Annotated in this window: 11 protein-coding genes; all 11 read left to right on the plus strand. The window is 57.4% G+C overall.

The annotated features are described in order from the left end of the window. Positions 1-25 precede the first annotated feature (25 nt). The 11 genes from AU11_RS09730 (at position 26) to AU11_RS09780 (ending at position 16,331) form a co-directional block, all read left to right on the plus strand. Positions 26-1,114, plus strand: coding sequence for a CmpA/NrtA family ABC transporter substrate-binding protein (locus AU11_RS09730; RefSeq protein ID WP_051687143.1), 1,089 nt, complete (start codon positions 26-28; stop codon positions 1,112-1,114). 403 nt (positions 1,115-1,517) lie between these two features. Further along, positions 1,518-2,984 carry a NarK family nitrate/nitrite MFS transporter gene (locus AU11_RS09735; protein ID WP_043319047.1) on the plus strand — a complete coding sequence of 489 codons (1,467 nt, stop codon included), beginning with the start codon at positions 1,518-1,520 and terminating at the stop codon, positions 2,982-2,984. 172 nt (positions 2,985-3,156) lie between these two features. Further along, complete coding sequence (locus tag AU11_RS09740) at positions 3,157-4,983, plus strand: bifunctional protein-serine/threonine kinase/phosphatase (RefSeq protein ID WP_231491810.1); 1,827 nt, start codon at positions 3,157-3,159, stop codon at positions 4,981-4,983. A gap of 292 nt (positions 4,984-5,275) precedes the next feature. Beyond that, positions 5,276-7,804 carry a nitrite reductase large subunit NirB gene (nirB, locus tag AU11_RS09745; RefSeq protein ID WP_043319049.1) on the plus strand — a complete coding sequence of 843 codons (2,529 nt, stop codon included), beginning with the start codon at positions 5,276-5,278 and terminating at the stop codon, positions 7,802-7,804. 270 nt (positions 7,805-8,074) lie between these two features. Then, positions 8,075-8,428, plus strand: a complete 354-nt coding sequence (gene nirD / locus AU11_RS09750) for a nitrite reductase small subunit NirD (RefSeq protein ID WP_043319051.1) — start codon at positions 8,075-8,077, stop codon at positions 8,426-8,428. A gap of 55 nt (positions 8,429-8,483) precedes the next feature. After that, complete coding sequence (locus tag AU11_RS09755; protein ID WP_043319053.1) at positions 8,484-11,186, plus strand: nitrate reductase; 2,703 nt, start codon at positions 8,484-8,486, stop codon at positions 11,184-11,186. A 422-nt stretch (positions 11,187-11,608) separates the two neighbouring features. After that, on the plus strand, positions 11,609-12,862 hold the full coding sequence (gene glp / locus AU11_RS09760) for a gephyrin-like molybdotransferase Glp (protein ID WP_043319055.1): 1,254 nt from the start codon (positions 11,609-11,611) through the stop codon (positions 12,860-12,862). Between the two features lie 260 nt (positions 12,863-13,122). Next, positions 13,123-13,416, plus strand: coding sequence for an antibiotic biosynthesis monooxygenase (locus tag AU11_RS09765; protein ID WP_043319057.1), 294 nt, complete (start codon positions 13,123-13,125; stop codon positions 13,414-13,416). Positions 13,417-13,638: 222 nt separating this feature from the next. Then, entirely contained in the window at positions 13,639-14,325 is a 687-nt protein-coding gene (gene trmH, locus AU11_RS09770) for a tRNA (guanosine(18)-2'-O)-methyltransferase TrmH (RefSeq protein ID WP_043319059.1), read from the plus strand. Between the two features lie 223 nt (positions 14,326-14,548). Continuing rightward, positions 14,549-15,277, plus strand: a complete 729-nt coding sequence (locus tag AU11_RS09775) for a dienelactone hydrolase family protein (RefSeq protein ID WP_043319061.1) — start codon at positions 14,549-14,551, stop codon at positions 15,275-15,277. A 106-nt stretch (positions 15,278-15,383) separates the two neighbouring features. Then, positions 15,384-16,331 (plus strand): ABC transporter ATP-binding protein, encoded by a 948-nt coding sequence (locus AU11_RS09780; RefSeq protein WP_043319063.1) that lies wholly within the window; start codon positions 15,384-15,386, stop codon positions 16,329-16,331. Positions 16,332-16,333: the final 2 nt, after the last annotated feature.

Here is a 16,333-nt window from a genome sequence, read left to right on the forward strand (position 1 = left end):
CGAACGTATTATCGAGAGAATCAACGTGAGCAGCCTGCAAGCCGAAAAGCCGAACCTGAAACTTCTCTACCTGCGCCTCACCGACAGCGCACCGCTGATCATTGCCCGTGAACTGGGCCTGTTCGAACGCTACGGGCTCAAAGTGGAACTGCAGCGTGAAACATCCTGGGCGACCCTGCGCGACAAACTGATAGGTGGGGCGGCCGACGCCGCAGCCATGCTGGCCCCGATGCCATTGACTCTGAAGCAGACACTTCCCCACTGTGAGGAAGAACTGCTCAGCGGACTGATTCTGAGCTGCAACGGCAACGCAATTACCCTGTCAAAATCCCTGTACGACCAGTTGAGCCCGGCAACCCATGATGCGGCGGGTAATGGCGCGGCACTGCAACGGTTTATTTCCTCGCGCGCGGAAGGTGAAGCTCCCCTCACCTTCGCCAGTGTCTACCCGTTTGCCAGCCACACCCTGCAATTGCGCTATTGGCTCAACAGTGCCGGTATCAATCCGGACACCGATGTGCGCCTGCTGGTATTGCCACCGGAGCAAATGGTCGATCACCTGCGCCGCGGCGATATCGATGGATTCTGCGTGGGCGAGCCCTGGAATACCTTGGCAGTCCAGGAGAACATCGGCGTTATCGCCACCCCGAATAATGCCTTGATGCCCGCCATGCCGGAAAAGGTGCTGGCCGTTACCCGCAGCTGGCACGAAGCCAATCCGGCGACCCACATGGCGTTGCGCGCAGCACTGCTGGAGGCCTGCGGCTGGCTGAGCGATCGCAACCAGCGCCGCGATGCGGTCGGTATTCTGGCGCGTCCCGAGAACCTGGATTTACCAGAGGCAACCATTGCCGCCTCACTGAACGACCAGCTTCTGAGTTTGCACGGCAAAGAGCCGGTGCAGAACACCGGCTGGCACCTGTTCGCCCATCCGCAAACGGAGCACGGGCGCCCCACCGAGCAAAAAGCCAGGGAGCTTGTGGCACTGTGCAATGACATTGCGCCGGTAGATACGAATACTTCACAGCTTTTCTGCACGGACCTGTACCAGCAGACCCTGGATTTTCTGCGCCTCCAGCAGCTCGGCTCATCCAAGAAGGCAGGTACCGTCTAGCAAGCGATGTCGCCTGCGGCGCATTGCGGTGCACCGCAAGCACAAAAGCTCCCCAAAACGGGGCGAATTCAACCTTGTTATGAGTGCCTCTTCAGGGACACCCGCCCGGAATCGCACCACCAATGTACGCATGCACAATAACCGACCACAAGTGGCACAGATATTGAATGCAGTAATTCAGCAAGTAGCGGTTTTGCAGCCCTCTGAAGGGACAAACCGCAACTACTGAAACACCATGAATATTGTCAGCCCGGTTTTTATCCCGGGTTGCACAGAGATACAGGACATCGAAGTCCACCGGCGGCAGCCAGGTTGCCCCGTGGGCTTTTTTTATGCCCGCAATTTGGGACGGTTGCCGAGAGCAAGCAGGCTGATCCAGAACACAAACTGACGGGATAGAATTATGTCCAGCGATTCCATAAATCTGTTTTCCTTTAAAGGAAAAATCCGGGTGCTGCACCTGACCTGGATAGCATTCTTTATTACTTTCTTTGCCTGGTTTAACCACGCACCACTGTTAATGGCGATTGCGGACAGCCTGTCGCTGACCTCAGAACAGGTAAAGACACTGCTGATACTGAACGTGGCACTGACCATTCCCGCGCGGGTCATTATCGGGATGCTCACCGATAAATACGGCCCGCGCCTGACCTATTCCCTGTTGCTGGCCATTGGCAGTATCCCCTGTTTTATCTTTGCTCTGGCGGACAGCTTTACCGCGGCGGCTATCGGCCGTTTTCTGCTGGGCTTTATCGGCGCCGGGTTCGTGATCGGTATCCGTATGGTTTCCGAGTGGTTCCCCGCAAAGCAGCTGGGTACCGCGGAAGGTATTTACGGTGGCTGGGGTAACTTTGGTTCTGCCGCTGCGGCCATGAGCCTGCCGACCATTGCGCTGCTGTTCGGTGGCGACGACGGCTGGCGTTATGCCATCGGTATTACCGGTGTACTGGCGCTGGTTTACAGTGTGATCTATTACCGCTCGGTAACCGACACCCCGAAAGGCGGTACCTATTTCAAGCCGAAGAAAATCGGTGGCATGGAAGTGTCCAGCCCGTCTGACTTTGTGCTGTTGCTGATCATGAAGGTGCCCATGTACGCGGCGCTGGCGCTGCTGACCTGGAAGCTGTCTCCAGCGGGTGTGGGTATGCTGGCGATGCCGGTGGCGATCGTGATTTATGTGTCCCTGGTCGCGCTGTACGTGTTTGATGCGAAGAAGTGTTACGAGATCAATAAAGAGATTTTCGTAAAGCTTCCGGAGCCGATTCACCGCTACAAGTTCAAGCAGGTTGCGGTGCTGAATATTCTGTACTTTGCGACCTTCGGTTCCGAGCTTGCGGTGATTTCCATGCTGCCGCTGTTTTTCTCGGAGACCTTTACCCTGGATCCGGTGAAGGCGGGTCTGCTGGCTTCGGCCTACGCGTTTATGAACCTGATGTCGCGTCCGGCGGGTGGTTTGATCAGTGACCGGTTCGGGCGCAAGAGTACGCTGCTGATTCTGACGGCGGGTCTGGCGCTGGGTTATCTGACCATGAGCATGATCGACAGCGAGTGGCCTTTATACTTGGCGGTGGCTGCGGCGATGGCATGTTCTTTCTTCGTGCAATCCGGTGAGGGTGCGGTGTTTGCTGTGGTGCCGCTGATCAAGCGCCGCCTGACCGGGCAGATTGCGGGGATGACGGGGGCTTACGGTAATGTGGGCGCGGTGTTCTATCTGACGGTGCTGAGTATGGTTTCTTACCAGACATTTTTCCTGGTAATTGCGGGTACCGCCGTGCTTGGCTTTGTTACGCTGCTGTTCCTGGAGGAGCCGGAAGGTCAGATGGCGGAAGTCATGCCGGATGGTAGTGTTTCTCTGATCGACGTAGCTTGATTCCGAGCTTTTTGGTGCTCCGGAACGAACCCGGGGCGCCGGGCACTGGTAAGCCTTTGCAGGACACGCCGTAAACCCATCCATGGGGGCTCTGCAAAAACATCCTGTTTTTGATTAAACGGCAGGATTGCCGTTTAAGACGCCGAAGGCGCCCGGAGGGTGAGGGCCATGGATGGCCCGAATCAACGTCTCGGAACCCTTTATCGGTGCAGTGCTTCACATCCAATTACTTACTATTACCGACACTAATTTGAACACCACCTGCGAAACCATCACTGTGCCCGATTCAGACCAGCAGGCGTCCAATTCCGAGAACCTGGAATTTGCCACGGCTACGGAGTGTGGACAGCGTACCTATAACGATGACGCGGTGGCCGTCTACCGTGCGACCGGGAGTGACCTGCGATATCGCGGTTCCCTGGCAGCGATTGCGGATGGGGTGGGCAGTGCGGAGGCTGGTGGTGCGGCGGCGCGGGCGGCGGTGAGCGGGTTTATTTCCGACTATTACAGCACGCCGGATTCCTGGTCGGTGAAGCAGGCCGCGGCGCGGGTTCTGCATGCGCTGAACAGCTGGCTGTACCGACAGAGCGGTGGTGCGGATGAGGTGCAGCGCGGTTGGCTGACGACCTTCTCTGCGGTGGTGATCAAAGGCGCTACGGCGCACCTGATTCATATCGGGGATTCGCGGATCTATCGACTGAGAGACGGCAAGCTCGAATGCCTGACACAGGACCACAGCCGCACACTGGGCCCGGGGCGGACGTTTTTAAGCCGGGCACTGGGGATGGACGCACATATCGAGGTGGACTACCGGCAGGAGCCTTTGGAAGCCGGTGATCTGTTTTGCGTGACCACCGATGGCATTCACGACTTTCTGCCCACCAGGCAGTTCACCCGGTTGCTCACACAGCACCAGTTGAAGGCGGCGCAGCCGTTGATGGCGGCGGCGCTGGAAAACGGGAGCCAGGACAATCTGAGCTTGGCCCTGTGCCGGGTGAATGTAGTGGAGTCACTGGAGCCGGACGATGTGATGCTGGCGACAAGCCAGCTACCCTTCCCGCCTCCGCTGCAGCCGGGCAACAAGATCGACGGTTACGAGGTGCTGCAGGAACTGCACGCGAGTAGTCGCAGCTATCTATATCTTGTACGGGATATGGAGTCGGATGAGCTGCGCGCTTTGAAGGCACCGTCGGAAAACTTCAGTGACGATCCGGCCTACATTGAACGGTTTATCGCAGAGGAGTGGACCGGGCGCAGGCTGGAGCATCCGGCCATTGTGAAGGTGTTTCCGCCGCGCAAGGAGCGTCAGTTTCTTTACCACGTTATGGAGTACGTGGACGGACAGAATCTGCGTCAGTGGATGCAGTTGAATCCGGAACCACCGCTGGATCAGGTGCGCAATCTGGTGCAGCAGCTAGTGAGCGCCCTGCGCCGCCTGCAGCGACTGGAAATCGTGCACGGGGATCTGAAGCCGGAAAATATCATGGTGGATTCCAGCGGTCGCCTGAAACTGATCGACCTGGGGGGCGCCAATGCGGCGGGGCTGCAAGAGCTGTTGCGCTATCAGGATAGTGCACCACCGGGCAGCAAGAACTACTGCGCGCCGGAATACTTTTTCGGCGATGCGGCCAGTCACCGTTCAGATATTTTCTCTCTAGGGGTCATCGCCTATGAAATGCTTACTGGTTGCTATCCCTATAAAGAGCGCTTCGGCAGCAACCACTATCAGTTAAAGAACTACGCCAGTCTGCGCTACCGCAGTGCACGACGGCAGCGGCAAGAAATACCAGACTGGATTGACGGTGCCCTGCGCCGAGCCTGTGCACCGGACCCGAAAAACCGCTACCCGGCTCTGTCGGAATTTGTGCACGACCTCAGTACACCGAACAAGAAGTTCGATAACGCGGAAAAACCGCCGCTGATGGAACGCAACCCGCTACTGTTCTGGCAGACGGTAGCGGTGCTGGCGATTCTGTCTCACCTGTTGTACTTCCTGTAACCTGCCCTCCTTTGAAGCAAGTCTGGCAGAGGCGCACCAAGTTGACGCGCGCCGCCATGCGAAATCGCCATTAAACCGTACAAAACCTGTGGTTTCCCCAACCTTCTGCCGCTCGTAAAAGTTGGCATAGAGATTGAATATCTTTAGTCACAATCCGACATTCTTTTAGCAAGGCAACGGCGCCTGACACTCTTCGACAGAAGAGGGGACGCCCGTGCAGCCGCAAGCTACCCAGGCCCTCCCCTAACGCTTTTCTTCTGTCGAACCCAATCAGGTTCAAACGGCAGAGATTATGGTTAAGCAAAAAATCGTCGTCATCGGCAACGGCATGGTGGGTCACCACTTCCTGGAACAACTGGCAAATCGTCCCGAACGGGAAATGTTCGACGTGCTGGTATTCTGCGCCGAACCCCGCCCCGCCTATGACCGGGTACACCTCTCCGAATACTTTGGCGGCCGCTCCGCCGACGACCTGGCCATGGGCAAGGTGGAGCAGTACCGCGAGTGGGGTTACGACCTGCGTCTGAACGATGCCGCCGTGGGCATCGACCGCGAGAACAAAATCGTAACTTCTGCCAGTGGCGCGAGTGAAGCGTACGATCACCTGATCCTGGCTACCGGCTCCTATCCTTTTGTACCGCCGATTCCCGGCCACCAGCACGACAAGTGCTTCGTCTACCGCACCATTGAAGACCTCGACAAAATTCAGGCCGCCGCCAAAGAAGGCAAGGTTGGCGTGGTTGTGGGCGGTGGTCTGCTGGGGCTGGAAGCGGCCAACGCGCTCAAACAGCTCGGCCTGGAAGCACACGTGGTGGAATTCGCCCCGGGCCTGATGTCCGTACAGCTGGACGAAGGCGGCTCCAAACTGCTGCGGGAAAAAATTGAAGAGCTGGGCGTAACCGTTCACACCAGCACCGCCACCGAACTGATCGAAGAAGTGGACGGCGGTCGCCTGCGTATGAACTTCAAAGGCGACAAGTCCCTGGATACCGACTTGATTGTGTTTTCCGCCGGTATCCGCCCGGAAGACAGCCTGGCGAAATCCGCTGGTATCGAACTGGGTGAGCGCGGCGGTATCGTGGTGGACAATACCTGCCGCACCTCCGACAAAAATATTTTCGCCATCGGCGAGTGTGCCCTGTTCAACAACTTTATCTACGGTCTGGTAGCCCCCGGCTACACCATGGCGCGCACCGCGGTTTCCCTACTGTGTGGCGAGGCAGCGGAATTCAACGGCGCGGACATGAGCACCAAGCTGAAACTGCTGGGTGTGGAAGTGGGCTCCATCGGCGACGCACACGGCCGCGCGGAAGGTTCCGCCGCGATCACCTTTGTCGATGAACAGACTGGCGTGTACAAGCGCATGATTACCGACCGCGAAGGCAAGAAACTACGCGGTGCGGTACTGGTGGGCGACACCGGCGATTACGACACCCTGCTGCAATACCACCTGAACGATATGGATCTGCCGGAACACCCGGAACAACTGATCCTGCCGGCACTGGACGGCGCCGCCCCGACTCTCGGTGCCGACGCGCTGCCAGATACCGCCACCATTTGTTCCTGTCACAACGTCAGCAAAGGCGACATCGTCGGCGCGGTTCAGGGCGGTTGCTGCTCTGTGGGCGAAGTCAAAGACTGCACCAAGGCGGCCACCGGCTGTGGTGGCTGTTCTGCACTGCTGAAAAACGTGGTGGACACAGAGCTCGCGGCCCTGGGTATGGAAGTGAACAACGACCTCTGCCCGCACTTCCCCTACACCCGCCAGGAAATTTTCCACATGGTGCAGGTGGAGGAAATCAAAACCTTCGACGAGCTACTGCACAAGCACGGCACCGGTAAAGGCTGTGAAATCTGTAAGCCCACCGCGGCTTCCATTTTCGCATCCCTGTGGAACGAACATATTCACAAAAAGCCCCACGTTGGCCTGCAGGACACCAACGATACCTTTATGGCGAATATGCAGAAAAACGGTACCTACTCCGTGGTTCCGCGTATTGCCGGCGGTGAGATTACTCCCGACAAACTGATCGTGCTGGGTCAGGTGGCGAAGAAATACGATCTGTATACCAAGATCACCGGCGGCCAGCGTATCGACCTGTTTGGCGCTCGCTTGGAAGAGCTGCCGGAGATCTGGCGCGAGCTGACCGATGCGGGCTTTGAGACTGGCCACGCGTACGGTAAATCCCTGCGCACCGTTAAATCCTGTGTGGGTAGTACCTGGTGTCGCTTTGGTGTGCAGGACAGTGTGGGCATGGCGCTTATGGTAGAGAACCGCTACAAGGGCCTGCGTTCCCCGCACAAAATCAAGATGGCGGTTTCCGGTTGTACCCGTGAGTGTGCGGAAGCCCAGAGCAAAGATATTGGTGTGATTGCGACCGAGAACGGCTGGAACCTGTATGTGTGTGGTAACGGTGGTATGCGCCCCCGTCACGCGGATTTGTTTGCGACGGATCTCGACGATGTGACGCTGATTAAATATATCGACCGTGTGCTGATGTTCTATGTGCGCACGGCGGACAAGTTGCAGCGTACTTCGGTTTGGCTGGAAAACCTGGAAGGTGGTCTGGATTACCTGCGTGAGGTGGTGATCGAGGACAAGCTGGGTATCTGCGATGAGCTGGAACGCCAGATGACCAATGTGGTTGGCACTTACCAGTGTGAGTGGAAAACCGCGATCAACGATCCGGAAATGGTCAAGCGCTTCCGCCAGTTCGTAAATACCGACGAGAAAGACGAGAAAATCGTCTTCGTGGAAGAGCGCGAACAACGCCGCCCTGCGACTCAGGAAGAAATCGTCAAGATTGCCGAGCCGGCTTAAGTTTTTTCCCGGCCCGGTGGCGGCGAGTCACCGGGTGCGGGTTTTCAGGACCGAGCTGGGCGCCCCCCTGGGAACCCATCCATGGGCGCTGCGGCGCAAACTTCCTGTTTGCGACGCTCCTGAAAACCCGCACTCGGCGCCTCGCCTTCGCATCGAACTAATTTAGTCCGCCCCGCGTCATTCCGGCGCAGGCCGGAATCCAGCCCCACAGAAGCTGGAAAAGAACACAAGTTTTAAGATTTTCACCACCACCATTTGTGGAGAACCAGAATGAGCGAAGTTGCCATAACCCGCGCCGAGTGGCTGCAAGTCTGCAAGCGATCAGACCTTGTAGCCGATTCCGGAGTGTGCGCTCTTGTGGGCGGTCGTCAGATTGCCCTGTTTTTTTTACCCGAGCAGGAACCCCAGTTGTACGCCATCGATAACTGGGATCCTATCGCCAATGCCGGCGTGATCGGCCGCGGCCTTGTGGCCGAGATCGACGGTGAGCTGACCGTTGCCTCGCCGCTGTACAAGCAGCACTACCGCCTGAGCGACGGCCAGTGCCTGGAAGAGGAAGAGATCAAGCTGGAGATATTCCCCGTTGCCTTTGAGGGCGATGATGTTCTGATTCAGGTTGGCTAATCGATAATCCGATCGGCCGATTAAAAGAAGAAGCAAACAAAATAAGCAGTCGAAGATGGCATTAACAGAACTGTTCAGCGCCCACAGATCCTGCACCACCTGCCCCTATTGCGGCGTGGGTTGCGGGGTGGCGGCGACGCGGGAGTCCAGCCCGGCCACTGGTGAGGATGTGATCCGCATTGAGGGAGATCAGCAGCATCCGGCCAACAAAGGCAAGCTGTGCGTCAAGGGTTCTTCCCTGGCGGATACTCTCGGCAACCACGGGCGTCTGTTAAAGCCGCAGTTGCACGGCGAAGAGTGCGACTGGGAAACGGCGCTGGAATTTGCCGCGTCGCGACTGCGCGAGACCATCGACGAGCACGGGCCGGATTCGGTGGCGTTTTACCTGTCCGGTCAGTTGTTGACGGAAGATTATTACGTTGCCAACAAACTGATGAAGGGATTTATCGGCACGGGCAATGTGGATACCAATTCCCGCCTGTGTATGTCCTCTGCGGTGGCCGCCTACAAACGTGCATTTGGCGCGGATGCGGTGCCGTGTAATTACGAGGATCTGGACGAGGCGGAGCTGGTGGTTCTGATCGGCTCCAATGCCGCCTGGACTCACCCGATTCTGTTCCAACGGATGCAGGCGGCCAATGCGAAACTGGTGGTGGTAGATCCCCGCGGTAGTGCCACCAGTGAAATGGCGGATATGCATCTGGCGATCACCCCGGGTAGTGATGCGGCGCTATTTAACGGTCTGCTGCACTATCTCACCGAATTCGGTGCCCTGGATCAGGGGTTTATCGACAACCACACGGAAAGTTTTACCGACGCGCTTTACGTGGCCGCGGAGTGGACGCCGGAGAAAGTAGCGGAATACTGCAGTGTGGAGCTGGAGCAATTGCTCGCTTTTTACGAGCTGTTCCGCACCACAGAAAAAACCATCAGCTTCTATTCCCAGGGCGTCAATCAGTCCAGCACAGGCACCGATAAAAACAACACCATTATCAATTGCCACCTAGCCACCGGCCGCATCGGCAAGCCCGGTTGTGGCCCCTTCTCCATCACCGGCCAGCCCAATGCCATGGGCGGGCGCGAGGTGGGCGGGCTGGCGAATATGCTCGCCGCGCATATGGATTTCACCGAAGACAATATCGACCGCGTGGGCCGCTTCTGGAATGCCACAAAGATGGCACAGGGCCCGGGCCTGAAAGCGGTGGATCTGTTTAACGCGGTGGAGAGCGGTCAGATCAAGGCCGTGTGGATCATGGCCACCAATCCGGCGGTGAGTATGCCGGATGCACGCCGCGTCGCCGCCGCCCTGAAAAACTGCCCCACGGTGATCGTCTCCGACTGCGTCGGCGATACCGATACCGCGCGCACCGCCGACCTGCTGCTACCCGCGACCACCTGGGGGGAAAAGACCGGCACCGTCACCAACTCCGAGCGCCGTATCTCCCGTCAGAAAGGTTTTCTGCCGAAACCGGGGGAAGCCCGCCACGACTGGGAAATCATCTGCGAGGTGGCAAAGCGCCTCGGCTTTGGCGAAGCGTTTGATTTTGAAACCCCGGCAGATATTTTCCGCGAGCACGCCGCCCTGTCCGGGTTTGAAAACACCCGTGACCAGGCCCGCCGCGCCTTCGATATTTCCGCGCTGGCGAATATCAGCGATCAGGAATACGACTTCTTTACTCCGGTGCAGTGGCCGGTGAACGCCGAACATCCCCACGGCACCGCGCGCCTGTTCAGCGACGGCGACTTCTACACCCCCAATGGCCGCGCCCGCTTTGTCGCCGTACAGCCCCGGTGCCCGAAGCAGGAAGCCCGCGACGAATACCCGCTGGTGTTGAACAGCGGCCGTCTGCGCGACCAGTGGCACACCATGACCCGCACCGGCCGCGCGCGCAAACTCCTCGACCACAGCGAAGCACCAGAACTGCACGTACACCCGCAGGAAGCGTCTAAATTCGGTATCGAAGATGCACAACTGGTGCGCGTGGAAAGCGAAAAAGGCCAGTTCTTCGGCCGCGCAAAAGTTACCAGCAGTCAGAAACCCGGCCAACTGTTTGCCCCGATCCACTGGAGCGACAGCCTCGCCCACAACGCCACCGTCAGCGCCCTGGCCATCCCCTTCACCGACCCCTTCTCCGGCCAGCCGGAACTGAAGCAGGTAGCGGTAAAAGTCGAACCACTCTCTGCCCACAGCTACGCCTGCCTGCTACTGCGCAGCAAAGCCGCAGAAGAACTCCACAGCCGCCTGCAGGCCGGCGACACGCAATTGTTTGAAACCATCCTGCACTGGTACCGGGTACCGGTGGAAGGCGGTTACCGTTTCGAATTGGCCCTGAAAAAGCAACCGGACTGGCAGTCCATGGCCGACAAGCTGTTCAACCTGAGCGGCAAACAACTCAATCGCAAACAGCTGCAACTGCCCAGCGGCGAACGCTGGTTGCTGCACAGTGAAGAGATGGAATTACTGGTCTTCACCAGCGCCGACTGGCAGGGCCTGCCGGACCGCAAAACTCTGGAAAACGCCCTGCAAGAGCCACTACCAGACGCACCTGCAAAACTCTTACATGACGTCCCCGCCGGTGCGCAGATGGTATGCACCTGCCTGCAGGTTTCCCGCAAGGAAATCGAAGCGGCGATTGCCGAAGGTGCGGCCTCCGTTGATGAGCTGGGTGAACTGCTGGGATGTGGTACCAACTGCGGTTCCTGCAAGCCGGAAATCTCAGCGCTGCTGAATACCAACCTTGCAGTAGCGGTTGGGTAAGCACCGAATAGTTCTCACGTCATGCCGGACTTGATCCGGCATCCAGCTTCGTAGTGCTGGATTCCGGGTCGAGCCCGGAATGACGAGAGAGCGGTGAATCAACCGGTAAGTACGATACAGCTACTCTCAAGCTCTATCACTGTCATGCCGGACCTGATCCGGCATCCGGCTTCGGAACTCTGGATTCCGGATCGAGCCTGGAATGACGGGAGAGTGACGAATCAACCTGTAAGTACGATATACCTACTCTCAACCTCTATCAGCGTCATGCCGGACTTGATCCGGCATCCAGCTTCGTAGCGCTGGATTCCGGGTCAAGCCCGGAATGACGTTAGAGCGAACAATCCCATCTCAGCACTTGGCAAATCCCACCCAGCCCAGCTATCTTCTCGACCAAACAGACAAGATTTAAGGCAATAACAATGACTGATGCCTGTGCAGAAAACGGCCTGCGTTCCGTAGAAGTGGCCAAGCAGATGCTGATCGACAGCATCAACCCCATCACCGCGAGCGAAACCATCCCATTAAGTCAGGCCTGTGGCCGCGTACTGGCCGAGCCCGTACTGTCCGCACTCGACCTGCCCCCCTGCGACAACTCCGCCATGGACGGCTACGCCCTGAGCGGCGACCGTGACAGCTACACCATCATCGGCAAAAGCCTCGCCGGCCACCCTTTTTTTGGCACTCTGGAACCAGGCCAAGCCACCCGTATCACCACCGGTGCCGCCGTACCCACGGGCGCCGACCGCGTACAGATGCAGGAAAACTGCAATTTAGATGGCGACCAGCTCACCATGAGCCGCCCCGCCAAACCCGGCGAAAACATTCGCCGCCGCGGCGAAGACGTCCATACCGGACAGAGCCTCATACCAGTCGGTTCCAAAATCAAAGTCCCCCACATTGCACTGTTAGCCGGCGCCGGTGTGGCCGAAGTCACGGTACTGCGCAAACTCAAAGCCGCCCTGCTTTCCATCGGTGATGAACTGAAACCCATCGGCACCCCGGCATCCGAATTGGGCGATGGCGATATCTACGATAGCAATCGAATTGCACTGCAGGCTGCATTAGAACAACTGGATGTGGATATTCTGGATCTCGGCTACTGGCCGGACCAGCCAGAAAAAATCCGCGAGGCGTTTATCAAAGCCCGCGACAACGCAGACTTTGTCATTACCAGCGGTGGTGTATCCGTCGGTGAAGCGGATTTCACCAAAACCGTTTTGCAGGAACTCGGCGAAATCGGTTTCTGGAAGCTCGCGATCAAACCTGGCAAACCCTTCGCCTTCGGTCGCCTCCCCAAAGCCGATGGTGAAGCTTTATTCTTCGGCCTCCCTGGAAATCCTGTTTCTGCCATCGTCACCCTGTATCAACTGGTCGTCCCCGCCCTAGAAAAACTACGCGGCACCTCCGAACAATTCCGCCAGCTCCCACTGCAGGTTCGCGCGCGTCTGCTGAACGATATCCGCAAGAGACCTGGACGCACGGATTATCAACGCGGGTTTACCTATCGTGATGAGGATGGGATTCAGGTGGTGGAGACTCGCGGTATTCAGGGGAGTCATATTCTTTCCGGCTTTGCGGCGGCGAACTGTTTTGTTGTTTTGCCTCGGGAAGGCGGGGATTGTGAAACTGGGGATTGGGTTACGGTGGAACCCTTTTCTGCGCCTTTGATGTAGCTCTGTGGTCCCGAGTAAGCGAGTTTTTTGGCGGAAAAGCACCGGGTGTAGCTTTTCGAAACCGCTGTAAACCCCGCAAGCGGGGCCGGCCGCCAATCACAGATTGACGTCGTTCGGCTGCGCGTGAAGCAGTGCTTCGCAATCGCTTGCCTCACCCCTACACGCTGCGGCGGCGACGTCCCTGTCGCTCACGCTTTCGAAAAGCTACACCCGGCACTTTACCTTCACATTTTACATTTCCCTCTGAACAAGGAGCTAGCGTGATTCTTGAAGTAGCGATTCTGGACGTAAAGCCAAGTCAGAATGAAGAATTCGAACGCGCCTTCAAAAAGGCACAATGCATCATTTCCTCGATGCCAGGCTACATAAATCACCAATTACAAAAGTGCCTTGAAAAAGAAAGCCGCTACATCCTGTTGGTGAATTGGGAAAAACTAGAAGACCACACCCAGGGCTTCCGAAAATCCCCCGAATACCAAAGCTGGAAAGCCCTCCTCCACCACTTCTACGATCCATTCCCAGAAGTAGAGCACTACTCCCTAGTCGAACTGTAAAAACCCCGATGCGAAGGCCAAGTGCCGGGTATGGGGTTTCAGGAGCGTCGGCGACAGGGACGTCGCCGACGCAGCGTACAGGGATGTATTCACAGCGGTCCTGAAACCCCATACCCGGTGCTTGGCCGCCACCAAACCGTCCGAGTAGGGACCACAAAGCCCACCATAAACCACAGTGCTATAATCCGCGGCCAACAGAAGACCGAACAAGACAGAAGTACCATGAGCCGCAGCCGCTACGAGAAATTCAAGCAGGTGCTCCGCCAGCGCCAGCACGATATGACGATCCTTACCGACCAGGTACATAAAGCCCAAAATATCTCTGCCATGCTGCGGACTGCCGACGCTGTCGGCATCCCCGAAATCCACATGGTGCAGCCCACCCACGGCCACAAGATTTATCACAACACCGCCGGAGGCAGTGGCCGCTTTACGGGGAACAGAGTCTACCCCGATATTCAAACCGGTATGGCTCATCTAAAACAGCAGGGCATGCACCTCTACGCCGCCCACTGGTCCGACCGCGCCATCGACTACCGACAAGCCGACTACACCCAGCCCTTCGCCCTCGTCATGGGCGCCGAGAAAGATGGCCTCAGCGACTACGCTGCCGAGCACGCCGACGACCATGTCACCATCCCGATTATCGGCATGGTGGAAAGCTACAACGTGAGTGTGGCCGCGGCGATTATTCTTCAGGAAGCGATGTATCAGAGGACCAACGCGGGAATGTATGAAAACAAAGAGCTCGACGAAGATGACCCGAAAATAAAAGACATCCTGTTTCGCTGGATGCACCCGAAAATGGTGAGATATTGTGAGCAGTACAAGTTGCCATTTCCGGAGCTGGATGAGGATGGCGATATTATTCCGCCTAAAGACTCAAAGTACCGCCGACCGAAAAGCTGACCGGCTGATCGTCATGTAGGATTCGATCCTGCATCTCGCTTCGTAGCACTGGATTCCGGGTCAAGCCCGGAATGACGAGGGGGATCGATTCCCGCACCCAACTTTACAGAAACCGTCATGCCGGACTTGATCCGGAATGACGGCTGCGCGTTGCTTTAGCCAAAGCACCCATCTACCCTTGGCACACCATTTTCAAGACCAAGTATTCCTCAAGGAGGACGCAGTGCACACCGAAGACATCGAATACACCATCGACGGCGAATCCTTTACCGGCTATCTGGCCTACGACGAAACCCTCGAAGGCAAACGGCCCGCCATCCTCCTCGTCCACGAATGGTGGGGCATGAACGACTTTACCAGGGAAGAAGCCGAGCGCCTCGCCGCCGAAGGCTTCACCGCCTTTGCCCTCGACATGTACGGCACCGGTGTCGGCGCCGACAATCCCGCCGACGCCGCCGCACTCATGAACAAAACCATAGAGACCGAAGGTGCCGCGCTCAAGCGCTTCCAGGCCGCCCTCGATCTGATCAACGCTCACGAAACCGTGGAAGTCGGCCAGGTTGCCGCACAGGGCTACTGCTTCGGTGGCGCGGTTGCATTGACCATGGCCCGCCTTGGGCTGCCGCTAAAAGGTGTCGTCAGTTTCCACGGCGACCTGCAGACCGAAGTGCAGATCAAACCCGGCGATGTCAAAGCAGAAATCCAGGTCTACACCGGCGGTGACGACGACATGATTCCCGCAGAACAGGTAGCCAACTTCGTCAAAGAAATGCAGACCGCCGGTGTGCGTTTCGATGTGATCAGTTACCCCGGGGCCAAACACGGCTTCACCAACCCTGCCGCCACCGGTCGCGGCGAAAAGTTCGGCATTCCACTGGCGTACAATGAAGAGGCCGCCAATGATGCCTACGAGGGTGCAGTGAACTTCTACAACAGAATTTTTGGGCTCTAATCTCGCATTGACCTCCACCTGCCCCGAACCGCTAGCGCACTCGTATGGCTTCGGGGCACAATGTGTGCCGCTTTTTGCGAGACGCACAGAGAACAAGGGAGGATGCGTGCAACCGATCATTTCTATTGACGGCGTAGGTAAAACCTATGCCGGCGGTTTTACCGCGCTCAAATCCGTCGACCTCCAAATCAATCGTGGCGAAATTTTCGCCCTGCTCGGCCCCAATGGCGCCGGCAAAACCACCCTCATCAGTATTATCTGCGGTATCGTTAATCCCACCAGTGGCAGTGTGTCCGCCGATGGCCACGATATTCAGCGGGAATTTCGCCCTGCGCGCAGCAAGATAGGCCTGGTACCCCAAGAACTTTCCACGGATTCCTTTGAGAGTGTGTGGAACACCGTCAGCTTCAGCCGCGGTCTGTTTGGCAAGGCGCCCAACCCCGAATACATCGAGAAAATCCTGCGTCAACTCTCCCTATGGGAGAAAAAGGACAGCAAGATCATGGCGCTGTCCGGTGGTATGAAACGCCGGGTAATGATCGCCAAAGCACTATCCCACGAGCCGTCCATTCTGTTCCTCGACGAACCCACCGCCGGTGTGGATGTAGAGTTGCGCCGGGACATGTGGGAAATGGTGCGCGGACTGCGGGAAAATGGCGTTACCGTGATTCTCACCACGCACTATATCGAGGAAGCAGAAGAAATGGCGGATCGCATTGGTGTGATCAACCATGGCGAGCTTGTGCTGGTGGAAGAAAAACACACGCTGATGCGCAAGCTGGGCAAAAAACAGCTGACCATCCACTTGCAGAACCCAGTCACCGGGCTGCCCGATAGTCTCGGTGAGTTTGCCCTGGAAGTGACAGACGAAGGCAACCAGCTGGTGTACACCTTCGACACCCAGCGAGAGCACACAGGCATCGCCGAACTGCTGCGCGCGTTGAACCAGCAGGGTATCGAGTTCAAGGATCTGCACTCCAGTGAAAGCTCCCTGGAAGAGATTTTTGTCAATCTGGTGCACCAGAACCAGAACGAACGCCAGCAGGTCGGATAACA

Origin of the sequence: Microbulbifer sp. HZ11 (genome assembly GCF_000708675.1) — a bacterium.
Lineage (GTDB): Bacteria > Pseudomonadota > Gammaproteobacteria > Pseudomonadales > Cellvibrionaceae > Microbulbifer.

Bases quoted from the DNA above. Each gene is read 5' to 3' on its own strand.
- AU11_RS09735 (WP_043319047.1), top strand. From the start codon at position 1,518: ATGTCCAGCGATTCCATAAATCTGTTTTCCTTTAAAGGAAAAATCCGG.
- AU11_RS09740 (WP_231491810.1), top strand. From the start codon at position 3,157: ATGGCCCGAATCAACGTCTCGGAACCCTTTATCGGTGCAGTGCTTCAC.
- nirB (WP_043319049.1), top strand. From the start codon at position 5,276: ATGGTTAAGCAAAAAATCGTCGTCATCGGCAACGGCATGGTGGGTCAC.
- nirD (WP_043319051.1), top strand. From the start codon at position 8,075: ATGAGCGAAGTTGCCATAACCCGCGCCGAGTGGCTGCAAGTCTGCAAG.
- AU11_RS09755 (WP_043319053.1), top strand. From the start codon at position 8,484: ATGGCATTAACAGAACTGTTCAGCGCCCACAGATCCTGCACCACCTGC.
- glp (WP_043319055.1), top strand. From the start codon at position 11,609: ATGACTGATGCCTGTGCAGAAAACGGCCTGCGTTCCGTAGAAGTGGCC.
- trmH (WP_043319059.1), top strand. From the start codon at position 13,639: ATGAGCCGCAGCCGCTACGAGAAATTCAAGCAGGTGCTCCGCCAGCGC.